Source organism: Halobellus clavatus, assembly GCF_900107195.1.
Lineage (GTDB): Archaea > Halobacteriota > Halobacteria > Halobacteriales > Haloferacaceae > Haloquadratum > Haloquadratum clavatum.
In genome coordinates, this window is record NZ_FNPB01000007.1 from 22,781 (window position 1) to 47,167 (window position 24,387).

Here is a 24,387-nt window from a genome sequence, read left to right on the forward strand (position 1 = left end):
GAGAGGGGTGCGGGGCGATCCAGTCGCGGTCGCCCCGTGAGGTGATTGCTCGATGGGACACCGCGCACTCGTTGCGTACGACCGCACAGACGGACAGTACACGCTCCACTACAGCCATTGGGGTGCAGCGAACCTGAAGCTCAAGCACCGAATCTCGGCTGAGTCGCCATTCGGTGGCGACGACACCGACTCCAAGTGGGCGAAACAGCTGCTGGCAGAACTGGCCGATGGCCTCGAGGCAGATGCGGTCGACGGCTACCTCGCTGGCGAAAATCGACCGTCGACGGTCGTCGAGCCGAAGCCTCGTGCCACCGGGCTCACCCTCGACGAGATCGTCGCTGACCATCTCGACTACCTCCACCACGAGGCGTTCTTCGTGGTGTCGACGACGTTCGAGGTGACCGCCTATCGGACGCTGTGGTTCGGGCTCCAGTACGACTCGGAGACAGTCGAACAGGGAGAGACGGTCGGGAACGGCGCGCTCGCGACGGTGCGCTGGTACGACGGCGAGCCGGTCGGCGACGGCCACCTGCAGGGCCAGTTCGCGGCCCTCAAAGACGTCGTCGGCGACATGCTCGACAAGGGCGTCTTTACGCCGTCGACGGCGAGACAGTACCTGAAACGGAAGCTCGCTGAGCGGGTCGGGGACCGACAGGAGCTGCTCATTCCAACCGGAGAGTCACCCTTTGAAACGGCCGGAGAGAGTCATCAGCAACTACGGGATAACAACGTAGGAACGTGAGACACCGACTCAGTAGGATTCTTTCATAACGGACAGCTACTGGGTCACGCCTGAAATTTCGAACCGGGGCCCACCAGCTTGGCTTTCCTTGACTGTGATCTCCCAGCCGTGTGTCTCTACGATTTGTTCGACAATACTTAGCCCGAACCCGGTGCCGTCTGTAGCCGTCGAATAGCCCGCGTCGAAGATTGCCATCATATCGTCCTCCGGAATCCCCTCGCCATCGTCCGCAATATAGAACCCATAATCGAGATCTCCAACGGTTATCGTGACGTCACTACCACCGTGTTCGACAGCGTTGCGCATCAGGTTCTCGAACAGCTGCTGGAGTTGGTCACGGTCGCCATGAACAGTACGGTCGGTCTCGATTTTGAGTGACGCATTTTGTGTTACCACCGTCTCCCAACAGGTCTCCACAAGCGTCTCTAGTTCGACTGCTTCTCGCTCCATCGCTGCATCACCATCTTGAGCGAGGGTCAGCAGATCCTCAATCAGTGCGTCCATCCGATTCAGCGCACGCTCAATGTCTTCAATATGCTCGCTGTCACAGTCTTCTTTGAGGAGTTCTAATCGACCTTCAGCAACTTGTAGTGGGTTTCGGAGATCATGGCTTACGACACTAGTGAACCGATCCAACCGTTCGTTTTGCTGCCTGAGTCTTTCTTCCCGTTCCTGCTGGTCGGTGATGTCACGGTCCATCGCCACGAATCGATCGTCTCCGTCCAAATCTAAGCGGATGAGATGAATCTCGATCGGGAATATCGATCCGTCCTTCCGTTTGAGCTTCCCTTCGAATCGTCGCGGTGTTTCCGTCGAGAGGTCCGTCCAGAAGGATTTCGCCTCCGAGGGCTCAACTGTCGGATCCAGTTCCCAGACTCGTTTCCCAATCAGTTCCGACTCCGTGTAGCCCAGCTCATCACACATCCGCTCATTCACGTCGCGAATAACGCCGTCTGAATCGTGGATAGCGATGAGATCAGGAGACTTCTCGAATAGTGCCTCAAGCTGTGCTTCTCGTGAGGAAGACGGGGTCATTGCGGCTCTGCAATCCCAGTAAATTCGAATCGAGCACCACCAGCCTCGCTTTCGTCGATCGTAACTTCCCAGCCGTGTGCTAAGGCGATCTGTTTGATGCTCACCATTCCGAAGCCGGTTCCATCTTCTTTCGTCGTGAATCCTGGCTTGAAGACATCATCACGTTCACTCTCAGGGATTCCGGGACCATCGTCCTCGTAGTAGAAGCCATCTGCGAGCGTCCCGACTCGCATTGCCGTTCCGTCGCCTGCGTGTTCGACGGTGTTTTTCACAAGGTTGTCAGCCAGCCTAACGAGGGCATGCTCGTCGGCTAAGATCGGTTTCGAATCGAGAACATCGAGCGATTCCGGGTTAGTCTCAAAAGCGTCCCACGACCGGAACACGTCGCCGAGTTCCACCGGCTCGACCTCGGTTACCAGGTCGCCCTGTTGCATCACATTCGCCAGATCGTCAACGAGGGCCTCAAGGCGGTCGGCCGCATCGACCGCATCGTCCAATCGGTCCGTGTCGTCCAGTTCCTGCGCGAGTTCGAGATTCCCTTGAATGACTGAGAGGGGCGTCTTCAAGTCATGGGAGAGGACATGGCCGAATTCCCCGAGCCAGTCGAGCTGTGATTCGATATCTTCCGTGTGCGCCCGTCGGTCGGAGATCTCACGCTGGAAGCCGACAAAGTTCGTGATATCGCCGGTTTCGTCCGCAATAGGGAATATTTCGAGCAGGTTCCAGAACGGGTTACCGTCCGCGTCGTAGTTGAGAATGTCCGTCGAAATCGACTCACCGGTATCGACGGCCTCTCGGATGGCAGCCACAGTGTCGGGGTTCGTATCCTCACCTTGTAGGAATCGGCAATTCCGACCCAACACCTCCTCTTCGTCGTAGCCAGTCAGTTCCTCGAACCCTTCGTTCAGGTAGATGATCGGGTTATCCTCTTGAGATGCGTCGGTGATGACGACCCCGAGACCGGTTGCATCAAGCGCCCGATTCTTCAACGCGAGTTCAGCCTCGAGTTCGTCGTTCTGATCGAGTTCTTGAACGATACAGACGTGGCCACCACTGTCCATCTGGGTGAGGACCAGACGCTCAGGGACAGGGTCACCCTGCTTGGTGACACCGGTCGAGACGCCGCGCCAGGCTCCCGTCGTTTCGAGCTCTGGAAGGATCTCATCGTGGAAGCGCTCAGTCTCCTCTGGCGGGTATAACATATCCCAGTGCTCCCCGACTAGCTCGGCGCGGTCACGGTTGTATACGCCAGCATAGGCCTCGTTCATATATTGGTAGACGCCGTCCTCGTCGATGATACCGATCCCCTCTTCGGCGGATTCAATGGCTAGAAACCCCCGCTGGACTTGCGTCTCCGCCCAGTATTTCTCGACGAGATTTTCAATCTTATTCGCGAGGACGGGGTATTCCTCCGTTCCCCCTTTCTGCAAGTACTCGTCGACACCAGCGGTGATAGCTTGACTGGCAATTTCCTCGCTTCCCTTCCCTGTGAACAGGACGAACGGGATCTCGACTCCGTCTTCACGAAGCTTGGTGAGTAGTTCTAAGCCGTCCAAACGTGGCATATCGAAGTCGCTCACGATACAGTCATAGTTCCCATCATCAACCTCATCGAGAACAGCTTCCGGATCAGTAAGCGTCGTCGTCTCGATATTGTCGATTTCTCGCTCCAGGAAGACCGAGGACATATCGACGAGAGACTCATCATCATCAACGAGTAGCACCGACATAAGACGATGATCGAGATTAAACGGAGCCATCTCACTCAGCGGGGAGGTTGCCATACGACAAACACTTCGGCGCAACATTATAAATTAAATCCACGAGTATTGGGCATCCACCGCTATATTAAACGTAGATAGTAAGCGAATAAGAAGGGTAGTTCAGGATAACCTCTTTCAAGCTCTGCTTAAAATAGCCTGACATGGCTGACTCTATTCGGGTCCTTCATATCGATGATGAGCCGGATTTTGCGAGTCTCACTGCCGATTTCCTAGAACGAGAGAGCGGCTATTTTGACGTGGAAACGGAGACGCACGCTACGAAGGGGCTGGAGCGGATACGAAGCGAGGATCTCGATTGTGTCGTCTCAGATCACGATATGCCCTCAATGACAGGGATCGAGTTGCTCGAATCAGTACGTGACGAGTACCCTGATCTTCCGTTTATTCTCTTTACTGGGAAGGGCTCAGAGGAGGTTGCGAGCGACGCCATTTCGGCCGGGGTCACGGACTACCTACAAAAAGAGGGTGGCACAGAGCAGTACACGTTGCTCGCAAATCGAATCGAAAATGCTGTCGAACGCCAGCAGTCACAACGAGCCGTCAAAGAGCAAAAACGGCGGCTCGAAACAATCATAAGCAACGTTCCGGGCCTTATCTACAGATGTCGAAACGAGCCAGGATGGCCGATGGACGAGGTCGCCGGCGAGTGCGAGGAGCTCGCCGGTTACTCTCCTGGAACAATCGAATCGGGGGGCGTCTCGTGGGGCGAGGACGTTATCCATCCGGACGACCAAGAAGAGGTCTGGGATGAGGTCCAGGCAGCGCTCCAAGAGGGTGTGCCGTTTGAACTCACGTATCGAATCGAAACAGCTGACGGGCAGACCAAATGGGTGTGGGAGCGCGGCCGAAACGTCACGGATTCCGATGGTGAGGTTATTGCGCTTGAAGGATTCATCACAGACATAACAGAGTCGAAACGCCGTGAGCGTCGCTTTGAAGCAATTTTCAATAACACCTATCAATTCACAGGGCTCCTCAAACCGGACGGAACGATCATCGAGGCAAACGAGGCAGCGCTTTCGTTTGCCGGCATCGATCGGAACGAGGTCGTCGGAAAGCCGCTGTGGGAAGGGAAGTGGTTCGAATCAAGCCAGCAAGCGAAAGATGTTGCCCGTGAAGCAGTTGAGACGGCACAGAACGGCGAGTTATTCCGGGACGAAATCAAAATCCAGGGCGCCAATGAAGAGGCCTTCGTCGACTTCTCCGTTCGACCGGTAACCAACGACGACGGCGATGTCACATTACTTATTCCAGAAGGGCGTAACATATCCGAATTAAAGGAGCGTGAACAGACTTTGCGCGAGCAGGAACACCAATTTGAGGCGATTTTTAACGATCCAAACCTCCTCGTCGGTCTTCTTGACACCGACGGCACAGTTGAAGACATAAACGAAATAGCGCTCGAGTACGTCGACGCATCACGAGAAGATATCGTCGGCAACCCGTTCTGGGAAACGCCTTGGTGGACCGACGATTATCGAGCGGCGGTCAAACAGTGGGTCGCTGAGGCAGCCGACGGAGAGTACGTCGAGTACGAGGCAGATCACCCGACAGAAGACGGTGGAAAGGCCACTGTCGAGGGGAATTTCCGACCGGTTACTGACGATGACGGAACTGCCTCCCGTATCATCGTCTCCGCGAAAGACGTCACACAACGACGGCGCCGAGAACGCGAATTGAAACGACGCAACGAGCAGTTCGATGAATTCGCGAGTTTCGTTTCACACGACCTCCAAAGCCCGGTTTCAACGGTTCAAGGACGTTTGGAATTAGCTCTTCAGACAGGAGAGATGGAACACGTCGAAAAGGCAGCTGAGGCGATCGACCGCGTCGACGAGTTACGCGATGATCTCGTGACGACGCTTCGAACGGGAGAAATCGTTTCGGGAACGGAGCGCATCGAGTTGGAATCCGTGCTGGACGACGTTTGGACTGCGGTCGATCCGCCACAGACCGCCTCAGTAACGGTCGAAGAAGGGACACGGATCGAGGCAGACACCGATGCCCTCCAACGGATGCTCGAGAACCTCGTGGGCAATTCAATCGAACACGGTCCCGACGACGTTACAATTCAAATAGGAGAATTCGAATCCGGGTTCTATTACGAGGATAGCGGTCCCGGTATCGACCCCGAACTTCGGGACCGGATTTTCACACCGGGGTTCTCGACGAAGAACGGAGAAGAAGGTATCGGGATGGGGATGGCAAGTGTTCGTCAAATCGTGCTCGCCCACGGGTGGGAAATTCATATCAAAGGTGGAAAGCACCTTGATGGAGTCCGATTCGAAATCACCGACTCGTAGTCCTCGGCGGATCTCCATTTTGGGTCAAAGGCAAATCCCACGAAGAGAACAACAATGTGAACAAGCGTTAACCGGGAACCACTATTAGGAAACTGAAGATGGAATCTCCTCCTCCGCTTGTCAACGGCGACGATTTCTATCAGACGCTTGTAGAAAACGCAGCCGAGGGGATGCTAACAATCGATGAACAGAGCAATATCGTTTATGCGAATCCGGCTGTTAAGGATATTCTCGGGTATTCTCCTGACGAATTGATCGGAAGTTCTAAAATGAAAATCATTCCAGAGCGTCTAGAACCCGTCCATTCCGCAGCTCTTGAATCATATGTTGACTCTGGTGAGCGAAATATCGACTGGGACGGGATAGAACTCCCCGCGCTTCACAAGGACGGACACGAGGTTCCAACGCTGATCAGTCTTCGTGAACACGAACACGACGGTGATCGGTATTTTACGGGCATCATTCGAGACATCACGGAGCGACGGAGACGGGAGAACCAGCTACAGGATCAGAAAGAACGGTTGGACGAGTTTGCTGACATTCTCACACACGACATCCGAAATCCACTCTCTGTTGCCCAAGGCTACACCGAAATCGCTCAAGAGAACCACGAGAGTCCGGAACTAAAGAAAGTCTCAGAGTCGTTATCTCGGATAGATGATCTGGTAGAGGATGTCCTGGAACTGTCCAAGGCGGGTCGCTCGATTGGTGAAACAGAGTCAATTGATGTTGAAGACTGCATCTACGAATCATGGGATAGCGTTGAAACCCGCCGGGCTACGTTACGGGTCGACGATGAACTCGGGTCAATAACTGCGGATAAGAGCCGCTTCCAAGAGCTGGGTCGCGTTAAGTTTGGCGTGAATTGTGGTAGACTGCGAGGGCTTCGAGCCAATCTTGAGCTGTCTCGAACGCGACATTACTGAAACTATTCGCAAACGATGATGTTCGTCGTTCTATTTCCCAAAAGACACGTTCGATGGCATTCCGATTTCCATGTCGAATAACTTGAAATCGATAGCCGTCTTCAGCGAGGACTGAGCCGAGATAATCTGCATCATCGACGAGAAATTCGACGTTGTTTAGCTGATAGCGCCGGTGTAGCTCGGTGAGAAACCATCGCGTCGTCTGTTTGTTTGCGGTCGGATAGAGACTTACGTGAAGGATCTCGTTCGTCTGTGGATCAACCGCGCCGTACAGCCAGAACTTCTGTCCGTGGAGGCGGATCATCTTTTCGTCAACCGCGAGTTGATCCTCTGAGACGGTCGAGATCGGCTGTAGATCGGCTTTATGAACCCAGTTATGGATAGCGACGTGACTCCGATCGATCCCGAACTTTTCGAGATGCTTACTTACCTCACGCAGTGACATACCGGCCAAATGACAGCGGATCCCTACTTCAATCGCCCAGCGCGGTGTTCGATCTCGCTCCACAAACGACAAGTCGATCCACGCGATACGTTCGCTGAGGCGGTCGAATTCTGCCATAGACACTCAGAACTCGTCCGCCTCATCCTCTAACTTAACGCGACCAAGAGCTGCTGGGGAACCTTTTTCGGAACTCAATCGATCACGGTGGCGAGGATGTCACAGTTCGTGTGGGATCTCTCTCCGAGGGGCCGGGTCTATACGTCGCAGATAATGGACCAGGAATTTCAAAATCGGTCCGATCAGATGTGTTTGAACACGGCTATTCGACGAATCAAGAGGGGACCGGCTATGGACTCTCGATAGTACACCAAATTGTCGAAGCGCACGGGTGGAAGATCAACATCACGGGAAGTTCCGAGGGTGGAGCACGGTTCGAAGTCACTTGGTGAAGTACGAAGATTTCCTCTCTAAAGAAAGAAATATACTGTTTTTCAGGGGTCGGGATGGGTGAGCCCCGCCGTAGGCTCGTGATTCGATGACCTCAGACGACGACCCGTTTCACGACTGCGAGTTGGATGCTGAGGCGATCCTCGGGACACACACCTTCGAAGACGTCCTGTTCACCGACGAGACGGAAACCCCGGTGAACGTGCTCACCGGCGAGACACCGGCACATTCGCAAGCAACCGTCGAGGAAGCGAAGGAGTTCGCTGGGAGTATCGACACGGAGACGCCCCAGATCGCGCTCCCCGCATCCGTCGAGTCGCAGGTCGAAACACAGAGCAAGCCCTACACGGCGGCCGCATTCTTCCACTTCAAGGCAACTGGCTCGCTCGAACGCCACCGTGCTTACCACGCCGCCTACGAGTCGGACGCGTTCGCGGTCGACTTCGAGGCCGACTACGAATCGGGCGACCTGACTATCACTGTCGAACGAGCGGACGAGGCCTGAGAATCCGCGGTCACGAGCAGGTTTTTCGAGCGCCGGCGATGGGTGCCGGCGCAGCTGGAGCGAGCAGCGATTCCCGGTGCGTCGGCGTTTCGAGGTGTTCAAGATGCATATGGTGATTTACGCCCTGGTAGAGGCATCGACGCACGACGACGCCCTGGCCACCGGAAAGTCAGTGTTCGACCGCTTGGTCGGCGCGGACCCACACGCCGGCGCCGTCTTCGATCCACGACCAATGTCAGAAACCACGAACCCGACCGATACGAACCGTCCCGAGGAGCACTGGGCAGTCGAATACGATGTCGAACCGATCCGGATCCGCGACCCCGTTGCAGAGGCGCTTGCGGTCCTCGATCCCGGCGAGCCGTTCGTCGTCACCTACGAGGACGTAGTGAAGGCGGCAGGGCATTCCTGTCCGACCGCATCCGGTGCCTATCGAATCGCACAGGTGGGTCTCGATGCGCTGTACCCCGACGGCCATCCGGTCCGAAGCGAGATCGAAGTGCTCACGGCAGGGCCGCGCGACGATGCCACTTACGGCGTGATGAGTCGGCTCATCTCGTACGTGACCGGCGCAGCGCAGGAAGACGGCTTCGGCGGCCTCGGTGGTGGCCACGGTGACCGCCAGAACCTGTTGACCTTCGACGCCTTCGAGTCCGACAGCGCGGCACCGACGTTCCGGTTTCGTCGGACGGATACGGGCGCGACCGTCGCCGTGACGTACCACGTCGGAGACGTCCCTGACGGGGGACCGGCAATCGGGAATCTACAGGGGATCCTCGATGGGTCAGCCAGTGACCAGCAACGGGAGGCCTTCGCTGACGCATGGCATCGCCGCGTCCAAGTCGTCCTGGCGGACGACTCGCTGTTCACTGTAGAACCCGTCTAGACACGGCGTCAGCCACGGTACGACAGTCGGCCAGGATTTCGCCGTCGGGCTATCACACTTCCATATGCTCCTCGACGAACCAGTGGATGATGTGGCCCTCCGCTCGGTGCAACACGTCGCTACACGTCGCGTTCGCGATGTCGAGTGCCGCAGCCACCTCGCCTAATGTCGATTCCCGTGGTGTCCGGTAGTAGCCTGCTTCGACAGCAGCCAGAAGCACCTCTTGCTGTCGGTCCGTGAGCAACTGGTCTGCTTGGCTCGCGTCGATTTCGCGAACAGATTCGATCGTGAAGCCGATGCCTAAATCCTCGAGGTGATCGCCGAGGCTCGAGAGTCGCCTCGTCGATGTCGTCACCTCCCACGTAGCGACACCGTTCTGAATATCGAAGGGCATTCTGAGTGGAACACCGGCTCGCAGGACCGGGAGAAGTGGAAGTGGGTTCACCGTCTTTATTTGGAGGAGCGCCTCGTCTTCGTGCTTCCAGAGTAGCTCGAGGTCCTCGATGTCGTCACGGGATTGAATGTCGGTAATGAGTGGAAGTGGGTCAGCGGTCTTGAGCCTGACAAGCCCGATACCGGTCCCTTCGCCAGGAATACTCGTGACGACTTGAAACACCACCTCCGGATGAGCAGCCGAGAGATCTCCGATCCAGGTATGGTCGGGGATATCTATGGAAAGTTTCGCGTGTGGCATCGTCTGTAGCGTACCTACTATTTCGCTCATTATACCGAGTTATACGAATATGTTAGGGTGCGCCTCAATTTCTCGCGCTGATCACTAACCAGCCGAGGCGTGTACGGACATGTAATGTCGGAACTCCGCGAACGCGTGGCTAGCAGCCCGGGAGCGAAATTTCCCGATGTCCAGATTTCTGTCGCCAGATCGCTGGCTTGCGTCACGCTCAACGGGGCGGTTACGGTGGATCGTACCTCGTCCACGCCGTCGAAACTGGGGGTGTATGTTCAGTAATGGTCGACGTGAGCGAGTGGATCACGGACAATGCTCGGCTCGTTATTGCGGTCATGGTCGTCGCGTCCGCGGTGGTCGCCGCCGGAGTGCCGATGGTCGACCGATCGACGTCCCTCGACCAGTTCCAGACCGACGCCGACGAAGCCGATGCGCTCGATTACGTCGACGCGAACTTCTCGAGCGGGTCGACGGATACGACCTCAGCACAGGTCATCGTCCGGGACGACAACGTCCTCGATAAGGACACCCTCGTTTCTATTCTCGAATACGAACGGGCGCTCGAGACCAACGAAACAGTCAACGAGACCCTCGTCGAGAACGACTCCACGCGAAGCGTCGCGAACCTCGTCGCGACCACCTCGATCCGGGAAGACCGGGCCGCCGAGCTCCAGACCCGCGAACGTGAATTAACCAGGACAGAGGCGAGCCTTGCGGAGGCCATCGATTCGCTCGCGAACAACCCGAACGCGAGTGTTCGCCCCGCGTTCGAGGCCGTCGACGCCAACACGTCGGTGACCCTCACCGAGGCGGACTACCGGCTGTTCGCGGACGCTGTCGAGGAGCGACGCGCGCAAGACGAGACCGGTGAGAGTACGGGGAACGTCACGAAACAGATTCTCGCGGACGAGTACGCAACGCTCGCCGAGGACAGAAACGAGCTGGAGAGCCTCGACCCAACTCTCGAGACGCAGATCGAGGAACTCCGGTCGCTAAACGACTCCGAAGTCGAGGCTCTCGTCGCGGACGTACTTTCCAGTGAATCGGACCGGTCGGCACGCGCGCTTGCCTTCATGCCCGACTACTACGAGCCGGGATCGACGGAGACGAACGCGACTCTGCTCGTCGTGACCCACGAGTCCGCAGGCGGATCGTTCGCACCCGGTGACGCACCCGAGGAGATCGAGGACGCACAGGCCACGATGACGGACCTGGCGCCGGACGACGACTCGATGGCCGTCCTGGTCTACGGTGACGGTGTCGTCTCGACGGAGATCACGGACTCGATGATCGACAGCGTCCTCCTGGTCGGTCCACTGGCGATCGCGTTCGTCTTGCTCGTTCTCGTGGTCGTCTACCGGGACCTGCTGGACATCCTGCTCGGTCTCCTGGGGATCGCGCTCGTGCTCGTGTGGACGTTCGGTGCGATGGGGTGGTTCGACATCGCGTTCAGCCAGCCGTTCATCGTCGTCCTCGTCCTGTTGATCGGCCTCTCTATCGACTACGGCCTCCACGTCGTGATGCGTTATCGGGAGGCTCGCGAGTCGAGCGAGACGTCGCCCAGTCGCGCGATGGCTGTCGCACTCGGGAGCGTCGGTGTCGCACTCGTCTACGTCACCACGACGACAGTCATCGGCTTCCTCTCGAACCTTACGAGCCCGCTCGGGGTGTTCCGCGAACTCGGCGTCGTCAGCGCTATCGGCATCGTGGCCACGCTGCTCGTCTTCGGCCTGCTCGTTCCGGCGCTGAAAGTCGAACTCGACGAGCTCCTCGAACGCCGTGGGATCGACCGCCTGAAACCAGCTGTCGGAACGGGTGGCGGGCCGGTCAGTCGCGTCCTAGGTACGGGGGCGACGCTCGCGACGAAGGCCCCCTACGTCGTCATCGCCGTCGCGCTCCTCGTCAGCGCGACGGGTGCGTACGGGGCGACAGGTATCGACGCGAGCTTCGAGCAGTCGGATTTCCTCGCGGAAGATCCCGACGACTGGTTGAAAGACCTCCCCGATCCGATCGCGCCCGGGACGTACACGGCAGAGAGGGCGATCGACACGCTCGACCGTGACTTCGTCAGACAGGACACCACAGCCACGATACTCGTCAGGGGCGACGTGACTGATCCCGTGACACTCGACCGGCTCGACGCCGCACGCACGAACGCGAGCGACATGTCGGCGACGGAGACGTACGCCGACGGAGAGCCCGCGGTGACCGACCCGATCACGGTGATGGACCGCGTCGCGGCGGACAACGCGTCGTTCAACCGGACGCTAGCGGCAGCCGACACCGACGGCGACGGCGTCCCTGACGAGAACGTGACTGCCGTCTACGACGAACTGTATCGGGTGGCACCCGAGGAAGCGGCCGACGTCGTCCACAGGGAGGACGGCGAGTATCGGGCTGTCCGGATGGTCGTGACCGTCGACAGTGGCGTCGACGACGACGTCGTCCACGACCAGATGGGGTGGGTTGCCGACGACGCCGACGGGGAGGGCGTTTCCGTCATCGCGACCGGCGACGTGATCGTTAACCAGATCACGGCCGACCAACTCGCGGAGACGGCGCTCCTGAGTCTCGTCGTCGCGCTGCTCTCGGTCGTCGTCGTCCTCGCGGTCGCTTACCGGCTCACCGAGGGGAGCGCATCACTCGGCGTCGTCACGATCGTCCCCGTTGCGTTCACCCTGACGTGGGTGCTCGGGACGATGGCGCTGCTGGACATCCCGTTCAACATCGTCACCGGCATGATCACCGGGCTCACGATCGGGCTCGGCGTCGACTACAGCCTCCACATTAGCGAGCGATTCAACCAGGAGCTAGCCGGGGCTGAGACGGTTGCCGCGGCGCTCCACGAGACCGTCACCGGGACCGGCGGTGCGTTACTCTCGAGTGCGGCGACGACCGCCAGCGGGTTCGCTGTGCTGCTCGTCGCGATCCTCCCGTTCCTGCAGTCGTTCGGCCTCATCACCGCGCTGACGATCGTGTTCGCGTTCCTCGCCAGCGTGTTCGTCCTCCCGAGCTTGCTCGTCGTCTGGGCACGGGTGGTGAATCGAGATTCCGGACTGAGGGAATCCACCACCGGTACGGCGACAGAATCACCCGATAGCACAGCTGAAGGCAAGGCTGACGTGACGCGAACGGTTCACCGCTCCTACCTCTCCCCCGACCAGGTGGTTCCAGTGACTGTCTCGCTCCGGAACGTTCGCGATCGGATGATACTCAGGGAATCAGTCGATGGCGAGATCGGCAATATCGACCTCTCTCCCGAACCAGTTGCCGTAGACCGGGATGACGGAACCATCACAGTGTACTGGAACATCGCTGATTCGGTGGTCGACGCGAGCCTCGAGTACACGGTCGAACTCCCCGCGGAAGCAGCGGATGGCGATGTAGTCACGTTTGAGGGGACCGTCGAAAGCAGTGACTGCCGATGGTCGGTCGGTGGAGACGAGACGGCCACTGTCGTTGAGGATATCTTCCAACGCGTGCTTGAGCGTGGTGCAGTCACTGCCGCGGACATCGAGGTCGCTATCGAGCGTGACGATATCACTCCCAAAGAAGTCGCACGTCTTCGCCGTGCTTGGCTCAAAGGGGACTGAGTCCGGTAGTATCACTCGACGTCAACGGTTTCCAGTCGCTCGCGGATTACGCTCTTGGCCGGCAGGGATTTTTCGTGTTGTTCTTCCGAATGTCGTTTACCTGTGCGGTGGTCCTTCTTCATCCGCAACCCAATCAGCAACACATAGCTGAGGTTGCAGGTATGCGTCCCGACACTCGTTAATCTCCCTCTCGAATACCGTCTGCGACATACTGTACTCAACTACTGAAAGGGGAAACCTGGTCGAAGAGGATGCGATCTGTGGTTACGTACTCTTCAAGCACGGTTGGAGCGAACAGGTGCGGCGGTGGATATATCGGCGCTTGGATGGTAGTGTAACTTGTATGACTTCAGACCGCGTCATCGACCTGCTTCAGAAGGCCTACGGGGACGAGATGGAGACAGTGATGAACTACCAGACGAACGCGATCGTTCTGGACGGAGTTCGTGCCGAAGAGATCAAGCAGAGCCTCCAGCAAGACATCCAAGAGGAACTGACCCACGCCCAGCAACTTGGCAACCGTCTCAAGCAACTGGATGCCCGACCGCCCAGCTCGGCAGAGTTTACCGCTCGGCAGGACTCGCTGCAACCCCCCGAGGATTCGACCGACGTGCTTTCGGTAATCCGAGGTGTCCTCGACGCTGAAGAGGACGCTATCGAGACATATCGGTCGATCATCGATGCTGCTGAGGACGCTGACGATCCGGTCACCGAAGATCTCGCCGTGACAATTCTCGCCGATGAGGAAGCCCACCGAACCGAATTCCGGGGCTTCGAAAAGGAGTATCAAGACGACTGATCTCCCTCGTCAGGGAGCGTAACGCGCACAATATCGTCCAACACGAAATGGGCGGGAATGTAACCGGTCCGAGTACTCAAGCGGCAGTTGCTTCACGATCCATTTTGTTAGTCTTTCGTGCTCTCCAGTAGAGGTACGTGAGCACGACGATGAGCGCCCCTTGGAGTATTTTATCCACATACCCGAGCGTCGTGAATTCGCCGGCATTCGCTACGTACCAGAGTGGGAACTGAACTGCCGTATAGACGATCCCAACTATATAGAGAAGAGATCGCCGATAGTCTAAGAGGAACAATACGGCGGCACCGAGGAACCCGACTCCTGCGAGCGAAACGGGAATCCGTCCTTCGACAAATCCGGCGTACACGTGGATAACTCCCGTTATCAGGACGAGCAATATCGCAAGCCAGTGGGTTGTGGTAAGTGAGTCTGTCTCGGTGTAGCTGCTAACTGTTTGTCCCATGGGCATTAAACATACTGCGAGCAATTATACTCTACCTCGAACATTTTCGCCACATCCTCAAATTACAGGGACATCGGCGGGTCGATGTCCATCCGTACGAGTTCCAGTGCGAACAGCGCCGTCGCCACTACAATAGAAGCCGCCCCGATCAGAACCAGTACTGGTGGTAGATTGAGATAGATCTCCGAGAGGATACTGGTGCATGAGAAGTCCGACGAGTGCCAAGAGCGAAATCCAACGAGCGCGACCCTGACGTACGGGCAACCACAGAAGCAGTACCCCGAAGACAACAACTGGCCATCGACATAGTTATTAGGTGAATTGAGGGAAGGATATCGCTGAAAAAGTGTAGTCTCTGAATTGTCTCAGCGTATCCGACCACGAGACGCCAACTAAGTACGAATATATTCGATATACTCTATGATATCCGTAGGAATCCCTTTCGGGCCTGCCTCCGTATATGTAACTATGGCACGCCACCCGATTCGGTTCACTCCCTTTCACCTCGCAGGTGCGCTGTTCCTACTCGCCGGTCTCGTATTAGCTGTCTATCACGGCCTCGAGCAGTTCAATCTCGTCCCGCGGGTCGGCTGGGTTTCGTGGAGTCACATTCACTTCGTGACGATCGGCGGCTTCACGCAGCTCCTATTCGGAATGCTCCCCCAGCTTACGGCTCGAAAACTCGAGCGTCCACTGCCCTCGAAGTACTACGACTGGCTGAACTTCGTCGGATTGAACGGTGGATTTCTCCTGCTGTGGTACGGGCGTGGATGGGGTCACACGTGGGCGTTCGATGGCGGACTCATCGCGATCTGGCTCCTCGTCGCCGGGTTGCTGATAGTGATGTTGCGGATGGTTATGCAAAGCGATCTGGCGTGGAACGCGACGACTGGACTGTATCTGGTGTCAGTCTTCGTGTTCCTGTGGGGGATCACGTACGCGTACGGCCTGTTTGCCCACGTCTGGCAGGTTCCCGGCGGCTGGCTCGGCTTGCGCGAAGCGCACGTCCACGCTAACGCGTGGGGCTTTCTCGGGCTCGCGGCCATCGGCACGCTCTACGACCTCTTTCCCCGCCTGCTTGGTACCGATCTCTACAGTGAGAGGTTACGGGACTACTCGGCGTGGTTCTTCGTCGCCGGCATCTTTCCGCTGATTACCGGCCCCTGGGTCGGGATGGGGCGGACAGTCACGGCGACCGGGTTGGTCCTCTTCGCGACGGGATTTGCACTGTACCTGTACAACCTCGTCCAGACGTATCGATCGACAGACTCCCGATCGGGTATCGCGTTGTCAGTTCTGGTAGCCCAGTTCTGGATGCTCGGGCCGGCGGGATTCGCACCGTTCGTACTCTTCGGCGTCGAGTGGGTGAATCCGGCGTATATCGAAGACGGCGCACTCCACTTCTTCTTCGTAGGATGGGCGCTCCCGATCGCACTCGCCGGCTTGCTGCTCTACTTTCGGAATCTCCCTGCCCTGAGCGAAGGGGGGTTGGGGGGCAGTACCTCCGTTGATGCGTCTGATCCCCTCCCAGATGGAGTCATCCCGTCGGTGATCTCGACGTGGATGGTCTGGGTGTGGAACATCGCAATCTTGGTGGTTGGCGTCGGCTTCTTCTACCAGGATCAGTCGTGGTCGGCGTATTTCTTCGGTCCCGGATACACCGCTCTTGTCATCCTGTGGCTCTATGAACTGGCACAGGCGTTCCGCTTGCGTTGGGCTCTCCGGACTGAATCCGAGACGACTACCGATACGAGGGTCTGATACATGGAACAGCAGGCCTACCACGGCCACTCGTCACGTTCATCCGGGAGGGTATCCAACCATGATAGCATGGGAGCTGATCCGACCCCTGTGTGTACCCACTGGACTGAAACATGACGCTGTACGATTGCATTGCGGACCTCCCGTTGACAATATCGGGTTCGGACCGGACCAGTCGTCGTCGAGAGATGGTGGGCGAAACGACTCGCGTCACTTCAACGTTCGTCCTGCTGGCGGAAGATGAATTCGGCGCTGGCGAAGACATCACTCACGAGGCTGTCGACCACGAAGCGTTGCCAGATACACTACCGTTCGATTTTGCAGGCGAATATACGTTCGATGAGTTCTCACAATCGCTCGAAGCCGTCGACCTCTTTCCGACGAAGTCACCCAAGCGCGAGGCCTCGCGGGCGTATCGACGCTGGGCACTCGAAAGTGCCGCACTCGACCTGGCCCTCAAACAAAACGACACGACACTGGCGTCACGCTTCGGTCGGGAGCGCTCACCGGTTCGATTCGTTGTCAGTACTCCAGTCCCGGATGGGGATACGACTCGAGTCGAAGGGATACTCGCAGTCAACCCCACATGCGAGTTCGCGCTTGAGCCGACGGATGAATGGACCGCGGACACCTTCGCGAGACTCGCGGAGACCGACGCAGTCCGCGTACTCGATTTGAACGGCCAGTCCGGCGGAGACGGCGACAGTCAAGCACCGAATCCCGAGTTCTATCGCCGGGTTTTCGAGACGCTCCCCGATGCCATCGTAGCAGATCCTGTCGTCTCCGACGATGTACACGACCTGCTCGCGGCGAATTCGGATCGTCTCTCGTTGGGTGCGTCTGTCCGCAGCACAGCCGACATCCGTGACGCGCCGTTCGAGCCGAGCTGGTGTCGTATCGTCCCCTCGCGATTCGGAACCGTCCGGTCGCTTCTCGAGACTATCGAGTACTGTGCAGAGCAGGATATCAGTATGTACGGCGGCGGGCAGTGCGAGCTCTGTGTCGGACGCGGGCATATCCAATTGCTCGCATCACTGTTCTACCCTGATGGACCAAATGATGTCGCGCCGCGGGCGTACAACAAGCCAACGATTAGAGCGGACCTGATCTCAAGTCCCCTCGAACCACCCGAGGCCCCGACCGGGATGGAGTGGAAGCAACTCGAATTTGAGTAGCGGGCAACGTGTCGAAGAGTTCAGCCGCGTACCGGTAGAGCGCATTTACCTCACTCTATATCTTTCACGGCGTTCTTGTATCGAGTAATCCAGCAAACCGAACGGTACGTAAGTTCTCTGTACTGACCAGTCAGATGAGTTCTTGAGCGAGTCCTGTCCAGTGTTTCGTAGTGTCTCAGACTCGTGATTCTCGGCGAGCAGTCTTTCGGAGAATTGCCCGGCAATCATACACTCAGTGGCCTGTATACGATTCGACGCCGCTGTACGAGCGAAGCTCGCTCGACGGGCTGGAATCAGATATCAGAATCGTCTCGCAGACCTGGTTCAGACACGACCGCCATGAGTCGATCGAGAACTTCGTTTGTGCACTTCCGCTGGCGTATTTCGAATTCGGTACGCACGACCGCTACGGGGGGTCGACTCACTACGAGATGGACACGCTCTTTCGCGTATTCTTGCTGAAAGAGCTCCACGGATGGGCCCACGAAACCGCACTGATCGAGTATCTCGAGTGCCGTCCAGCACTCTGCGACCAACTGGATCTGGAGACAGTGCCGGACCAATCGACGCTGTGGCGTAGTTGGCACAAACGGTTTCCTGACGAGTTTCGCAGTACAGTCGAGACAGCCGCGCGCACTATCCTTGTCAAAGCTCAGAACGCGGATGTCGCTGTTCCACGCGAACCAGAGCGGCGTCTTCCGTCTCACGATGCGGAAGAGGACGAATTAGAGCTAGAGGATCAAGCTGTCCTCAACGAAGCGGAAACGATCACGGAGCATGTCAGCCGTATCGTCTTCCCGGCGCTTTCGCTGGATCGTGGGGACGGCTGTGAAATCCACGAGAACGCCTACTGGGACTTACAGACGTACCTGGGGCTTCGCGAGAGATTGGCTGCTAATGAAGGGGCTCGCAGTTTCGTCTACGAATCGACTCGGGATCGGACGCCGTTGGGCCACGCCCACCGAGAGCATATTCGTGATCTTTCAGTATCAGGGATCCGCAAGATGTACCGACAGGCCGTCAACAGGCTCCTAAGCGAAGTCGCGGAGACGGAGCAATTCTTTCGAGCTGGCATCGTCGCTATTGACATCACCGAAGCTGACCCGTTCACCGGTGATAGAACGGGCTATGAAGACGAGATCATCGGCACGAAAGAGAAGACCGACGAGTACGCCTACCAGTGGGCTACCATCCAGTTAGTTGGTAATGCAGTTCCGATTGTACTGGACGTGCGGCCAGTTCAGAAGGGAGAGTCCCGCCTAGAAATCGTCAAGGACCTCTTGGATTCTGCTGAGGAGATGGTACACGTCGATAACGTGCTGATGGACCGAGAGTTCGATAGTCAGCACGTCCTGGAGATGATCAGCCAGCGCGGGCTCTCGTACGTCGTTCCGAAGCGGATGCAGACCAGCGAAAAAGCCCAGGCAAAGCGGTTGCTCCAACGGGGTCAGGACCGCTACGAGACCGACCGGAAGCTTCACCTCGGGAAGAACGAGTGGCACGAGACGACGCTCATCTACCGCCGGAAAGAGAATTCCAAGCATGACGATCACCGGCAGTATTCAGTATTCATGGCGAATCGGGGCAGCGAGCTCCTCACTGAGTACGGCTATCGGTGGGAAATCGAGAGTGGGTACAAATCGATCAAGCGGTTCATGGCCGCCACTACGTCGACGAATTTCGGGCTACGGTTTTTCTACTTCGCGTTCGCCTGTCTGCTATACTCGATCTGGCGAGCGGTAGATCTGCTGGTACAAGTCGAACTGACTGGTGAATACGAGCATTCGCCAATCGTGACGGCCGGCAATACGCTGACACTGTTGAAGAAGGAGACCGGAATCGGATAGAGAGGCGTTCAATCCGGGATAGAGCAAACTTCGGAGTGGAAACACTATCGAGGATCGCGGCAATTCGCCCATCTAATTGATTATACAACAAGATCGTCTGTTTGGAGGACGATGTGTAGCAATTTCTGTTCACTGATTCGTCCGAGAACGTGCATCGCAGGCCCGCTAACCCCGGTGTAGTCTCAACTTCCATAACCTCGGAGGATATATTTGATGTGTGCCTTCTATTCAACAGATGTTGTGCTGTTCAAAATCCGGAGTAAGAGTCAGTACTGGTTCTCAACTCATTTATTAACGATTTTAATAGATATTCATTTGTCAATAATGAATACATCAATCTACTACCTGTGAAACCCACTCTTAGGCTGTAAAATCTAGTTATGGGCAATTACGGCGATACTCTCAAATTGGTCCAGAATAGTGAATTATATAACAAGATGAGTCCGGAACCCACGTCTCCCGACTACGGAGCCGACGCGTTCCTCGCGCGGCTGGCGATAGAAGGTCCAGCACCGATCCTCGCCGCAGAGGCCGCCACCGGAACCGTCGTGGCGGTAAACGAGGCTGCGACCGAGCTGTTCGGTCGCAACCGCTCTTCGCTTATCGGGATGCACCAGACCGAACTTCACCCTCCAGAGACTGAGACGCGCCATCAAGAAGGGTTTCAGGCAGTCCAAGACGGGCGGGAGAAACACGTCCGCGCCGACGCGGAGGAGCCGGTAACGATTCTGCGCGCCGACGGGTCGACGGTGCCCGTCGACGTGAGGTCAACGACGTTTACACACGCGGGCACCGAGTACGTCCTCGGAATCTTCCAAGACGCCAGCGAACGCATGGAGAACTTGGCTCGGCTCGAACAGCAGGCGGCCGCGATGGACCTGACGACCTCCGGTATTGCGTTATTAAACGGTGACGGTGAGTACACGTACCTCAACGACGCCCACGTCACGATGTTCGGGTACGACGACGCCGAGGAGCTGCTCGGCGGGACCTGGCGGCAGATATACGCGGACGACGTCATCGAGCGAATCGAAACCGAGGTTCTCCCGGTCGTCGAGGAGACGGGGTCGTGGGACGGAGAGTTGGTCGGCGTCAAACGGGACGGCACGCCGATTACACAGCGCGTGTCGCTCGCACAGCTTCCCGACGGGGGAATCACCTGCGTTAATCTCGATCTCACCGAACAAGAACGCCGACTCCGTCGCCTTGAGGAGACACGTTCGCTTGCCGAAGAGCTGATGACTGCAGACGATTACGAGGACGTGATCGATACTGCGATCGAGGGAGTGACGGAGATTATTGATCGGCCGTTCTCTGGGTATTGGGCACACGAACCTGCTGGGACGGATACAGCGAATCCGACTGGAACTGCGGAAACCGCGACTGACGTGCTCGTTCCGGTGTCTGTCTCCAGTAGCGGAGCGTCGATTGTCGAGGAGGTACCGCCATTTCGCCCCGGTGAATCGCTTGCGTGGGAGGCGTTCGATGCTGGGACGCCGGCATACTATCCGAATGTCGCCGCTGAGGTGGGCGTTCACAACCAGGACACGCCAATCGGTACCGAATTTATTGTCCCTATCGACGACGATGGCGTGTTTCTCGTCGGATCGCCGGAAACGGACAATCTCAGTGAGGACGAACGCGAGCTCATTTTGATCGTCACACAGTACCTCCAGACGGCAATCGAACTCGTCGCGCAGCGACGTCAACTACGTACTGCGCGCGACCGCATAGCGTCAGAACGCAATCAGCTCGAACGTGTCATGAATACAGTCCCGCAGCTGATATTCGCGAAGAACACCGACGGCGAATTCTTGCTCGCGAACGAAGCGGTCGCTGACGCGTACGGTACCACCGTCTCGGATCTGATCGGTTCGACTGATGCCGACTACACGGCCGAGCCCGACGAGGTGGACGCATTCACCGACGACGATAGACGGGTGATTGAGACCGGCGAGCCGATCCATCGCACCGAGGAGACGCTGACCGACGCCGCGGGCAACGAACGGGTCTTAGAAACGTGGAAAATACCATTCAAGCCGGCCGACAGCGATGAGGACGCGGTACTCGGCGTCGCCAACGACATCACCGATCTCACCGATGCGCGTGACGAACTCGACCGGCAGCGCCGGTTGACGAACCTCTACGCCGTGAGCAACCGCGTATTCAAATCAGCGGATCCGGAAGACGCGTTCGACGCGTGCGTCGAGGCGGTCGCCGACGTGGTGACGGCCGACGAGATCGCGATATACGATCGCAATACGTCAGAGGGGGAGCTGGTTCGGCTCGCGACCGCGGGAGACAACGCCGACTCACGTAGCCGACGGCGAATTCACCCGGGCGAGACGGACCTCTGGCGAGCGTTCACCGAGTCAGACACGTGCTGGCTCCCGGCCGACGCCGTTATCGAGGTGGACGGCGCGGCCGAGAAGCGGGCACTCGTCACGCAGCTCGGTGAGACGAGCCTGTTGAGCGTAGTCGTCGACGAACGGGACGAGACGTTGGAATCGTTTATTGGGGCGGTGAGCCAGCAGGTCTCGGCAGCACTCACACAACTCCGCCAGGAAACGTCGATAGCGGGGCTCTCGAATGATGTCGCCAGGACCCAGCGGCAAGCGGACCGCTACCAGAACCTGTGGGAGGGAGTGGTCGACGCTATTAAAGCGATCGTGACTGCGGAGACGTCGGCGGCAGTGCGTGAGGCGGTTGTCGACTTCGGCGATCGTGTGGCGGAGTACGCGTTCGTCGGGACGTACGATCCGGTCACAGAGCGAATTTCCCCGGTCGAAGTGTCCGAGGCTGGTGGACCGTCGAAGCTGTACGAAAACGACGGGCAGGCGTTCCCCGCGATCACCGCTGCCTCACAAAACGAACCACAGCGTGTCGTCGATGGACAAGAGACTGGGGGAAGTCACGGCGAGTGGCTTAACCGACTGCTCCATTTCGGCTACCGGGAATCGCTCGCGGTTCCAGTGAGCCATTACGGGACCGTCCACGCCGTCGCTGAGTTCATCAGTACAGATGCCGAGCGCTTCGCCGAACCAGAACGCCAAGCAGTTGGTGCGGTTGCGGACGCCGCCGGAATGCGCCTGTCAACGCTTGAGTCCGCGAGCGCGTCGAACGCACCGATCGCCTTCGACCTCGAATGTCAGGATCCGTCGCCGCTCTTTCCGGGCCTCTCGACGTCCGGTACAATCGTCGTCGAACACGTCGCGCTAACGGACAGAGAAAACTTTCACCTTACCGGTCGCGTCGACGGCTACACCGAGACCGCATTTCGTGACTACGTCGCGGCGACGCCGGGCATCGAACTAGACAGCATCGACTTGATCGACAGCAGCGTCCACGAGATTGCTGTGCGGATGAGAGATACACCAGACCGGTCGCTAGCCTCGGTTCGCGACGTACTCATGCGGACAGACACACAACTGAGCAGTGTCCGTTCCCGCCCGAATGCTGACGTGTTGGAGTTCTGGACCACGGACCCGGGAGTAATCGGTCGGGTCCGCGAGGAGTTGTCTACCGTCTCAGATTCGTGTCAGCTCGTCTCGAAGCGCCATCTGTCCGGGTCAACCGGTAGACGCGACGAGTCGGCCGGGAATACAGAGTTGACGAGCCGACAGCAGGAGATCGCCGAAACAGCGCTCCAAGAAGGATACTATGATGATCCGCGGGGTATCAACGGTGCCGATCTCGCCGACCGGTTCGACGTGTCTTCGTCGACGCTCCACCAGCATCTGCGCGCCGCGGAGTCGAAGATCATCCGCGGCTTCTTCGAGTGACAAACGGTTGTGAACTACTACTGAGACACGGACATATTTGGTATCTATTCTGTCTGCCACATATCTTCGGGCGTAGAAATAGTATTGACACTGAAAGATTAGCAAGTATGACCTCGGGACGGAATAACGCGCTGCGGCTCTCGATGAAGGGCCCTCTATACCCGATACCGCCGCGGGCGGGTGAGACTGAGTGAGCATCCAGCCGTCTGAGTTGACTATGATGGTGTACGAGTATCTGAACCGGCCCACTGAACCCACCCCGACTGCGACGAGTGAAGACCGTTCGTCATGGGTCGACTCTTCCGTCTACGTCGACGACTACGGGAACAAGCTAGTTGACCGGCTTCTCGCAGCCGAAAGGCATCCCGGTGAGGCCTTCAAAGCCGTTTTACACCCGTCTCCAGAAACGATCGCACCGGCTTTCATCACCGATGTTGCGGTCCACTACGACGACATCGTTGGATTTGCTGCGCCGAGCTCCCAATTATATGATGACCTCTTTTACGCCATGTACGCGGCGATGACCGAGAAGGGCGCGGTGTTGACGACGAAGTACCCACGCCATGAGGTTCGCTCGCGGCTCTCGACGATGGACCCTCTCGTCATCGATTCTACCCCTGGTGCCGAGACCGACGGCGGTGTTGACGTCGCGACTACCGACTCCGGACCGGTCCGATGCGGTGACCTCACTTCACTTGGGGTCGCCGCCGAACGCGCGACGACGCAGCTCGCGATGGGTGATCGAACGGGAACATTCGCGATCGCGACGTTGACCCAACTGCTGGCGCATCATGACTCAACTGCACTCGATAGGTTCCTCCACGAACTGGTCGGCCAGTGGCGAAATCAGGGCGTCGGCGGGCTCATCCACCTGCCACCAGCGAGGGACATCGACGGTTCCAGCTGGTTTGGGTCGGCACACTTCGATTACGTTATTGAGATGCGAACCGACGACGGCCAGATTGAGGCGCGAGTGTGTGGGAAGCGAGATGTTGCCCCCACATGGCAGGTGGTTGGCTCGGCGCCGTGCTCGGATAGTGAAGCGTCGGCCCAAGCAGTGGACCGACAGCCTTCCGGAATAGTCGATGAAGACGGCGGCGAGTCTACCCCGGAGTGAATACGGTACTGTTACCCGACGAGTCCGTGTCACAACCCGGCCTCGGTTGCTGGGTTTCGGATCGCTGACCCTCGTTGTGAGACGGGGCT

General features: G+C 57.8%; 17 protein-coding genes and 2 pseudogenes. 13 read left to right on the forward strand and 6 right to left on the reverse strand.

What is annotated here, in order from left to right; all coding sequences use genetic code 11:
- Positions 1-52 precede the first annotated feature (52 nt).
- A complete protein-coding gene (locus tag BLU74_RS11065; protein WP_089767352.1) occupies positions 53-742 on the forward strand; it encodes a DUF6735 family protein in 690 nt (229 codons plus the stop codon).
- Positions 743-778: 36 nt separating this feature from the next.
- On the opposite strand, the pseudogene BLU74_RS11070 reads toward BLU74_RS11065, so the two are convergent.
- The 3 genes and pseudogenes from BLU74_RS11070 to BLU74_RS19315 all read right to left on the reverse strand — a co-directional run.
- Positions 779-1,762 (reverse strand): annotated as a pseudogene (locus BLU74_RS11070) (two-component system sensor histidine kinase NtrB); the annotation flags it as partial.
- A gap of 11 nt (positions 1,763-1,773) precedes the next feature.
- On the reverse strand, positions 1,774-2,397 hold the full coding sequence (locus tag BLU74_RS19310) for a sensor histidine kinase (protein WP_449271656.1): 624 nt from the start codon (positions 2,395-2,397) through the stop codon (positions 1,774-1,776).
- A pseudogene (locus BLU74_RS19315) lies at positions 2,395-3,561 on the reverse strand (PAS domain-containing protein); the annotation flags it as partial. The pseudogene BLU74_RS19315 and the gene BLU74_RS19310, both read right to left, overlap by 3 nt.
- Positions 3,562-3,701: 140 nt before the next feature.
- On the opposite strand from BLU74_RS19315, the gene BLU74_RS11080 reads away from it, so the two are divergent.
- Together BLU74_RS11080 and BLU74_RS11085 are read left to right on the forward strand one after the other, a co-directional pair.
- Positions 3,702-5,864 carry a PAS domain S-box protein gene (locus tag BLU74_RS11080; RefSeq protein WP_089767355.1) on the forward strand — a complete coding sequence of 721 codons (2,163 nt, stop codon included), beginning with the start codon at positions 3,702-3,704 and terminating at the stop codon, positions 5,862-5,864.
- A gap of 98 nt (positions 5,865-5,962) precedes the next feature.
- Complete coding sequence (locus BLU74_RS11085; RefSeq protein ID WP_089767356.1) at positions 5,963-6,790, forward strand: PAS domain S-box protein; 828 nt, start codon at positions 5,963-5,965, stop codon at positions 6,788-6,790.
- On the opposite strand, the gene BLU74_RS11090 is transcribed toward BLU74_RS11085, so the two are convergent.
- Complete coding sequence (locus BLU74_RS11090) at positions 6,714-7,352, reverse strand: IS6 family transposase (RefSeq protein WP_089767357.1); 639 nt, start codon at positions 7,350-7,352, stop codon at positions 6,714-6,716. The genes BLU74_RS11085 and BLU74_RS11090 overlap by 77 nt on opposite strands.
- Before the next feature lie 53 nt (positions 7,353-7,405).
- On the opposite strand from BLU74_RS11090, the gene BLU74_RS11095 reads away from it, so the two are divergent.
- The 3 genes from BLU74_RS11095 to BLU74_RS11105 all read left to right on the forward strand — a co-directional run bounded on the left by BLU74_RS11095 (position 7,406) and on the right by BLU74_RS11105 (position 9,073).
- Positions 7,406-7,684: a sensor histidine kinase gene (locus tag BLU74_RS11095; RefSeq protein WP_281241850.1), complete on the forward strand. Its 279-nt coding sequence runs from the start codon at positions 7,406-7,408 to the stop codon at positions 7,682-7,684.
- An 86-nt stretch (positions 7,685-7,770) separates the two neighbouring features.
- Positions 7,771-8,187: a DUF8025 family protein gene (locus tag BLU74_RS11100; RefSeq protein ID WP_089767359.1), complete on the forward strand. Its 417-nt coding sequence runs from the start codon at positions 7,771-7,773 to the stop codon at positions 8,185-8,187.
- A gap of 232 nt (positions 8,188-8,419) precedes the next feature.
- Positions 8,420-9,073, forward strand: coding sequence for a hypothetical protein (locus BLU74_RS11105; protein WP_089767468.1), 654 nt, complete (start codon positions 8,420-8,422; stop codon positions 9,071-9,073).
- Between the two features lie 52 nt (positions 9,074-9,125).
- On the opposite strand, the gene BLU74_RS11110 is transcribed toward BLU74_RS11105, so the two are convergent.
- Positions 9,126-9,689 carry a helix-turn-helix domain-containing protein gene (locus BLU74_RS11110; RefSeq protein ID WP_217635362.1) on the reverse strand — a complete coding sequence of 188 codons (564 nt, stop codon included), beginning with the start codon at positions 9,687-9,689 and terminating at the stop codon, positions 9,126-9,128.
- Positions 9,690-10,042: 353 nt separating this feature from the next.
- On the opposite strand from BLU74_RS11110, the gene BLU74_RS11115 reads away from it, so the two are divergent.
- Together BLU74_RS11115 and BLU74_RS11120 are read left to right on the forward strand one after the other, a co-directional pair.
- Positions 10,043-13,354, forward strand: a complete 3,312-nt coding sequence (locus BLU74_RS11115) for an efflux RND transporter permease subunit (protein ID WP_217635363.1) — start codon at positions 10,043-10,045, stop codon at positions 13,352-13,354.
- A 343-nt stretch (positions 13,355-13,697) separates the two neighbouring features.
- Positions 13,698-14,153 (forward strand): ferritin-like domain-containing protein, encoded by a 456-nt coding sequence (locus tag BLU74_RS11120; RefSeq protein ID WP_058984753.1) that lies wholly within the window; start codon positions 13,698-13,700, stop codon positions 14,151-14,153.
- Between the two features lie 76 nt (positions 14,154-14,229).
- Here BLU74_RS11120 and BLU74_RS11125 read toward each other — a convergent pair whose 3' ends face one another.
- Complete coding sequence (locus tag BLU74_RS11125; protein WP_245705779.1) at positions 14,230-14,622, reverse strand: DUF7475 family protein; 393 nt, start codon at positions 14,620-14,622, stop codon at positions 14,230-14,232.
- A 462-nt stretch (positions 14,623-15,084) separates the two neighbouring features.
- Here BLU74_RS11125 and BLU74_RS11130 point away from each other — a divergent pair, with 462 nt between their 5' ends.
- The 5 genes from BLU74_RS11130 (at position 15,085) to BLU74_RS11150 (ending at position 24,298) form a co-directional block, all read left to right on the forward strand.
- The gene (locus tag BLU74_RS11130; protein WP_089767360.1) at positions 15,085-16,377 is read left to right on the forward strand and encodes a hypothetical protein; all 1,293 of its coding nucleotides are present in this window, start codon (positions 15,085-15,087) and stop codon (positions 16,375-16,377) included.
- Positions 16,378-16,490: 113 nt separating this feature from the next.
- Complete coding sequence (locus BLU74_RS11135; RefSeq protein WP_089767361.1) at positions 16,491-17,552, forward strand: enolase-like domain-containing protein; 1,062 nt, start codon at positions 16,491-16,493, stop codon at positions 17,550-17,552.
- 170 nt (positions 17,553-17,722) lie between these two features.
- Positions 17,723-19,399 carry a transposase gene (locus tag BLU74_RS11140; RefSeq protein ID WP_089767362.1) on the forward strand — a complete coding sequence of 559 codons (1,677 nt, stop codon included), beginning with the start codon at positions 17,723-17,725 and terminating at the stop codon, positions 19,397-19,399.
- Positions 19,400-19,836: 437 nt separating this feature from the next.
- The gene (locus BLU74_RS11145) at positions 19,837-23,181 is read left to right on the forward strand and encodes a PAS domain-containing protein (RefSeq protein WP_175454620.1); all 3,345 of its coding nucleotides are present in this window, start codon (positions 19,837-19,839) and stop codon (positions 23,179-23,181) included.
- Positions 23,182-23,398: 217 nt separating this feature from the next.
- Complete coding sequence (locus BLU74_RS11150) at positions 23,399-24,298, forward strand: DUF7504 family protein (RefSeq protein WP_139175732.1); 900 nt, start codon at positions 23,399-23,401, stop codon at positions 24,296-24,298.
- Positions 24,299-24,387 lie beyond the last annotated feature (89 nt).

Excerpts from the sequence above, each read along its gene's own strand:
- BLU74_RS11065 (WP_089767352.1), top strand. The coding sequence starts at position 53 with ATGGGACACCGCGCACTCGTTGCGTACGACCGCACAGACGGACAGTAC.
- BLU74_RS11080 (WP_089767355.1), top strand. The coding sequence starts at position 3,702 with ATGGCTGACTCTATTCGGGTCCTTCATATCGATGATGAGCCGGATTTT.
- BLU74_RS11085 (WP_089767356.1), top strand. The coding sequence starts at position 5,963 with ATGGAATCTCCTCCTCCGCTTGTCAACGGCGACGATTTCTATCAGACG.
- BLU74_RS11090 (WP_089767357.1), bottom strand. The coding sequence starts at position 7,352 with ATGGCAGAATTCGACCGCCTCAGCGAACGTATCGCGTGGATCGACTTG.
- BLU74_RS11100 (WP_089767359.1), top strand. The coding sequence starts at position 7,771 with ATGACCTCAGACGACGACCCGTTTCACGACTGCGAGTTGGATGCTGAG.
- BLU74_RS11105 (WP_089767468.1), top strand. The coding sequence starts at position 8,420 with ATGTCAGAAACCACGAACCCGACCGATACGAACCGTCCCGAGGAGCAC.
- BLU74_RS11115 (WP_217635363.1), top strand. The coding sequence starts at position 10,043 with ATGGTCGACGTGAGCGAGTGGATCACGGACAATGCTCGGCTCGTTATT.
- BLU74_RS11120 (WP_058984753.1), top strand. The coding sequence starts at position 13,698 with ATGACTTCAGACCGCGTCATCGACCTGCTTCAGAAGGCCTACGGGGAC.
- BLU74_RS11125 (WP_245705779.1), bottom strand. The coding sequence starts at position 14,622 with ATGCCCATGGGACAAACAGTTAGCAGCTACACCGAGACAGACTCACTT.
- BLU74_RS11130 (WP_089767360.1), top strand. The coding sequence starts at position 15,085 with ATGGCACGCCACCCGATTCGGTTCACTCCCTTTCACCTCGCAGGTGCG.
- BLU74_RS11135 (WP_089767361.1), top strand. The coding sequence starts at position 16,491 with ATGACGCTGTACGATTGCATTGCGGACCTCCCGTTGACAATATCGGGT.
- BLU74_RS11145 (WP_175454620.1), top strand. The coding sequence starts at position 19,837 with ATGAGTCCGGAACCCACGTCTCCCGACTACGGAGCCGACGCGTTCCTC.
- BLU74_RS11150 (WP_139175732.1), top strand. The coding sequence starts at position 23,399 with ATGATGGTGTACGAGTATCTGAACCGGCCCACTGAACCCACCCCGACT.